Genomic DNA, 4,771 nt, shown 5'->3' on the forward strand with positions numbered 1-4,771 from the left:
TCGGCGGCGGCGGTGGCGGCAGACCAGGCGGTGGTGGCCTTGGGATCGGATACGGGGGGATCGATCCGCCAGCCGGCAGCCTTCTGTGGCGTGGTTGGCCTCAAGCCCACCTATGGGCTGGTCTCCCGCTATGGGCTGGTGGCCTTTGCCTCTTCTCTGGATCAGGTGGGGCCGTTTGGGCGCACGGTGGAGGATGTGGCCCTGCTGCTGCAGGGGATTGCCGGCCACGACCCCATGGACTCCACCAGCCTTAGGGTGGAGATCCCGGACTATAGCCAGGCTTTGATCCCCGATATCAAAGGCTTCAAGATTGGCGTCATCCGCGACCTGCTGGGGGAAGGGTGTGGGGAAGAGACCCGCGCGGCTGTGCAAGCGGCCATCCAACACCTGCAGGAGCTGGGGGCAGAGATCCTGGAGATCGACTGCCCCAGCTTTCGCTACGGCCTGGCCACCTACTACATCATTGCCCCTTCGGAAGCTTCTTCCAATCTGGCCCGCTACGACGGCGTCAAGTACGGCCTGCGGGAACCTGCCGACTCGCTCTTGGCTATGTATGGCAAGACCCGCGCCCGCGGCTTTGGGCCGGAGGTGAAGCGGCGCATCATGATCGGCACTTATGCCCTCTCTGCCGGCTACTACGATGCCTACTACCTCAAGGCCCAGAAGGTGCGCACCTTGATCAAGCAAGATTTTCTGCGGGCCTTCGAGAAGGTGGATGTGTTGGTCAGCCCCACCACCCCCACGCCGGCTTTCAAAAGCGGCGAGCGGGAGGATCCCTTGAGCATGTACCTGTGCGACCTGATGACGATCCCGGTCAATCTGGCGGGCTTGCCGGGGCTAAGCCTGCCCTGTGGCTTTGCCGATGGGCTGCCGATTGGCTTGCAAATCGTGGGCAACGCCCTGCAAGAGAGCAAGGTGCTGCGGGTGGCCTATGCCTACGAGCAAAGCACCGACTGGCACCAGCGACGGCCCCCACTGGAGCAGCCTTCGATTGAAAAGACCCAGGGATCTGCCCCCGTCCAGCCCGGCAAAGGGAGCAAAAAAGCCAAAAGCTGAGGATCCAGCAGCTAGGCAATGCCCATCTGGTTGGCCGCCGAGAAGCGCTCCATAAAGCGCAGGAAGCGATCCCACTCGGCTTCTGTTTCCATGTCGTAGATCACTTCCAGGGCCTTGAATTCTCCGTTTAGGAACTTGGCCTTGATGTTGCGGGTGGTCAGCTCCCCTTCTTCGTCGATCATCCGCATGCCGAGGATGTTTTGCGTGTCGGACTTCAGCTCCTCGAAGCGAAAAATGGCGGATCCCCGCTTGCCGGTTTTGGATTTCAGCAGCCGTACTTGGGTGGGCACTTCTGGAATGCCGGGAGAAAATTCGATACTGACCATGATGCTTAAAAAAATAACCGATTCAGGCCATTATAGTTGTTCCAGATACGATTAAGACACTTTGCCGCTAGCGGCCCAAACGCTCCGCGCCGCTCACGCGACCACCCCCAGCCCCTCTCCCTGGGGGAGCAGCCCCTCACCCCCAGCCCCTCTCCCTGGGGGAGAGGGGAGCTGGAGAGCAACGGACAGGCTGTTCCATAATCTTTTGCAATGACTATGTGATGAGCGGATCCTAGGCTAGAAACTTTTTCAACTCGCAAGCGGCCATCTGTTCCAAGTGGTGGCTGGCCTGACGCTGGGCTTCGGTCACATCCGGGATCCGGTCGCAGAGGGCAGCAACTCCAATTGGCAAAGGTCGGGCGGCCAAGTCGGCCCGGGCTGCCGGGGTGGCCTGGCCACAGAGAATCAGCAGGGGCTTCTGGGCTGCCATGGCCAGCTCCAGCACCACTCCTACCACTTTGCCCATGCTGCTCTGTTCGTCAAGGCGGCCCTCGCCGGTCACCACCAGGTCACAGCGGTGGATGCGCTCCGCCAGAGCCAAGTGCTGGGCCAGCAAGTGGATCCCCGACTCCAGGGTGGCGCCTAAAAAAGCCACCAATCCTGCCCCTAGCCCGCCGGCGGCGCCGGCCCCTGGGATCCCGTCCACAGTCCGGCCCAGGTCGCGCTCCACCACTCTGGCCCACTGCTGCAGTGCCTGCTCCAACTGCCGCACTTGAGAAGGGGTGGCGCCCTTCTGGGGGGCGAAGACGGCAGCCGCCCCCAACGGGCCGGTGAGGGGGTTCTGCACATCGCAGAGGCCGCGGATGCACTTGCCCAGCCAGACAGGCTGCTCGGGCGGCTCGATGCGCGCCAGGCGGGCCAGCTCCCCTCCCCCCCAGCCAATGGGATCCCCGGCCTCATCCAGGAGGCGATAGCCCAAGGCCTGCGCCATCCCTGCGCCCGCATCGACGGTGGCGGATCCGCCCAGCCCTATCCAGATCTCGGCAATGGGATCCCGGCAGACGGCCCGCAACAGCTCCCCCAAGCCATAGGTGGTGGTGCGGGTGGGATCCCGCCGCTGTGGGGGCACCAAGGTCAGGCCGGCCACCTGGGCTACTTCCAGCAGCGCCCGCTCGCCCGCCACCCCGTATTCGGCCCAGACGGGATCCCCCAGCGGGCCGGTGACCCACAGCCCTCGTTTTTCTCCCCCCAGCGCCGGCAACAAGGTCTCCAGGGTGCCCTCGCCCCCATCGGCCAGAGGGAGCAGCTCCACCGCGGCCTGGGGCAACACTTGTTGGATCCCGCGGGCCATGCTCGCTGCCGCTTCCGTGGCCGTCAGGGATCCCTTGAAGCTATCCGGGCAGACCAAAATCCGCCGGGGCGCGCGCGGATCCCATTCCTTTTGTCCCCAATTCGACATAACCCAAAGTTTGGCTCGGCGAGGCTGTTCCAGCGCTAATTGTCCGGGATCCTTTCCCAGAGGGCCAGCCACCCCAGTTTCAAGGCTGGCCCCAGCACCCGCCAGGGACGAAAGCGAACCACTAGGGATCCCTGTCCGCGCCAGCCGCTGCGGGCGAAGGTAAGGCGCAGATGTTGGGCCAACGGGGGGGGCAGAGCGGCGATCAACCCTAGGCATTGCCCCGTCAAGGCCGGGTCGGCAAAGCCGATTTCTAGGCCACCTTGCCAGGACTGGATCTGGATCCCCTTGGCCAACTGCTTCAGAAGGGGCCAGAAGCGAGGCCAGTCGGCAAAGGAGAGACGGCAGCCCACCCGGGCCGGCCAATGCCCGCGAACGCAGAGGGATCCGCAGCGCCATTCCCACCCCCGACGGCTGCCCCGCAGAGCCAAGCCCCCCCACCCGCGCCATTTCCAGCTCCAGGCGAGGGGGCCTTGCCAAGGCTTGCGGTAGCGTAGCAGGAGCTGTTGTGGCCAGAACAGAAACAGCCCCAACCCAGTGACCAGCAGCAGCCCTGCCAGGTACTTGATGATCTCAAGCCAGCCCATAGCGGGCCAGAAAATGGGGCAAATCGACTACCTGACAGGTGTAGGATCCCTGCATCACCAGCCGCCCCTGCTGCGTGATCTCCACCTGAAACTGAACGCGCCTTCCCTCCACTTGCACAACCTCAACCTGAAGGTGTAGAGGATCCCCCACCACAGCTGCTGAGCAGTGTTCTAGGACAAAGCGGATCCCGACTGCCGCTTCTTCCCCCTCGTAAAAAGGCTGCAAGGTGTTGTGGCCACATCGCTCGATCAGCGCCAACAGAGCTGGGGATCCGATCACCCTCACGCCGGGGTTGCCCAGGGCCTCAGCCGTCTGCTCGGGGCCGGGGATCCCTTGCCAGGTGCCACGGGTGCCGAGGGGAAGGAGTTTCACAACCCTAGAACCTCAACGCTAGCGGGACGCTGTTCTGGACTGCCACCAGCGCCAGCCCTGCCCAAGCAAAAGGAACAGAGCCAGGATCCCAACGCTGGCCGCCAGCACCAGGGCCCGCTCCAGGCGGGTGGCATAGAACCCCGTCACCGTCCAGTTGCGGCTGAGGTTGGATCCGAGGATGGCGAGCGTGGCCAGGCCCAAAGCTTGGATCCCCGTCCAAGTCGCCCTTCTCCCTTCTTGGTTCAAGGCTATGGGCCGCAGCGCCGCCAAGATCAAGGCGGTGATCAAGGCTGCCAGCAAGAAAGCTGCTTGCGGCTGGGCATGGACGAAATAGCCCACCCCCAGCGGCAGGAGCAGGCTGCCCAGCGTCAGGCCGACCCCGGTTTGCAGGGGTTTGTCCAGCCCGTGCAGCCAGTAAAGAAGCGCAGCCAAGGCCATGGCCGCCATGCCCAAGTAGAGCGCCGCCGATACGTAGGGCTGGGTGAGGTCGATCCCGGCCACCTGCAGGTTGAACTGGTGCAGCAGGTTTTGCAGCAGGGGTCGGGCCGACAAAAACAGGGCAGCCATCGCCCCCCAGCGGCTGGGAAAAGCCAGACACCCCAGCCCCAGCAGCGCCGCCCCGTAGGATCCCCCCAGCCGCAACGCCAGCAGCGCCCCACCGCCTACCAGCGTCAGGCTCACACAGGCCCGCCAGAGCAAGGCCTCTTTCCCCTCGGGTGCCGGGATCCTGCTCTCCAAAGCCAGTAGAGCCCACGAGAGCAACACCCCCGCCCCGTACAGCAGCGCCCAAAAGGGATCCTGGTACAGCCCGTTGCGCACCAGAGCCAGGGCCAGCGCCGTCGCCACCAGCCATCCCACACCGTGCCCCAGGGCCGACAGCAGCCGGTTGGATTCCACCTCGCTGTCGGGTGAGGACTCTGTCCCGCTGGCGCGAACGGGAACAGTCAACAAGGGCAGGGTGCCCGCCACTAGGCTGAGGGCGGCCAGACCAACAGGTAACAACACCGGCCAAGGGAGATCTGGCAGAGATTCC

6 protein-coding genes are annotated in these 4,771 nt (G+C 64.4%); 1 reads left to right on the forward strand and 5 read right to left on the reverse strand.

The genetic code is table 11. The annotated features are described in order from the left end of the window. Nucleotides 1-1,056, forward strand: a 1,056-nt coding sequence (locus NW857_RS11680; protein ID WP_414369015.1) for an amidase family protein, incomplete at its 5' end; no start/stop codon positions are given. Between the two features lie 11 nt (nucleotides 1,057-1,067). Here NW857_RS11680 and psb28 read toward each other — a convergent pair. The 5 genes from psb28 to NW857_RS11705 form a co-directional block, all read right to left on the reverse strand. Next, nucleotides 1,068-1,382: a photosystem II reaction center protein Psb28 gene (psb28, locus tag NW857_RS11685; protein ID WP_414335669.1), complete on the reverse strand. Its 315-nt coding sequence runs from the start codon at nucleotides 1,380-1,382 to the stop codon at nucleotides 1,068-1,070. Nucleotides 1,383-1,614: 232 nt separating this feature from the next. Further along, nucleotides 1,615-2,781: a glycerate kinase gene (locus NW857_RS11690; protein ID WP_414369016.1), complete on the reverse strand. Its 1,167-nt coding sequence runs from the start codon at nucleotides 2,779-2,781 to the stop codon at nucleotides 1,615-1,617. 35 nt (nucleotides 2,782-2,816) lie between these two features. After that, on the reverse strand, nucleotides 2,817-3,365 hold the full coding sequence (locus NW857_RS11695) for a hypothetical protein (RefSeq protein WP_414335666.1): 549 nt from the start codon (nucleotides 3,363-3,365) through the stop codon (nucleotides 2,817-2,819). Further along, nucleotides 3,352-3,738, reverse strand: a complete 387-nt coding sequence (locus NW857_RS11700) for a thioesterase family protein (protein ID WP_414347273.1) — start codon at nucleotides 3,736-3,738, stop codon at nucleotides 3,352-3,354. Before NW857_RS11700 ends, NW857_RS11695 begins: the two co-directional genes overlap by 14 nt. 18 nt (nucleotides 3,739-3,756) lie before the next feature. Next, the coding region (locus NW857_RS11705; RefSeq protein WP_414369018.1) for a hypothetical protein at nucleotides 3,757-4,771 on the reverse strand (1,015 nt) is incomplete at its 5' end.

Origin of the sequence: Synechococcus sp. H55.9, from assembly GCF_047462355.1 — a bacterium.
In the GTDB taxonomy this organism is placed as follows: domain Bacteria; phylum Cyanobacteriota; class Cyanobacteriia; order Thermostichales; family Thermostichaceae; genus Thermostichus.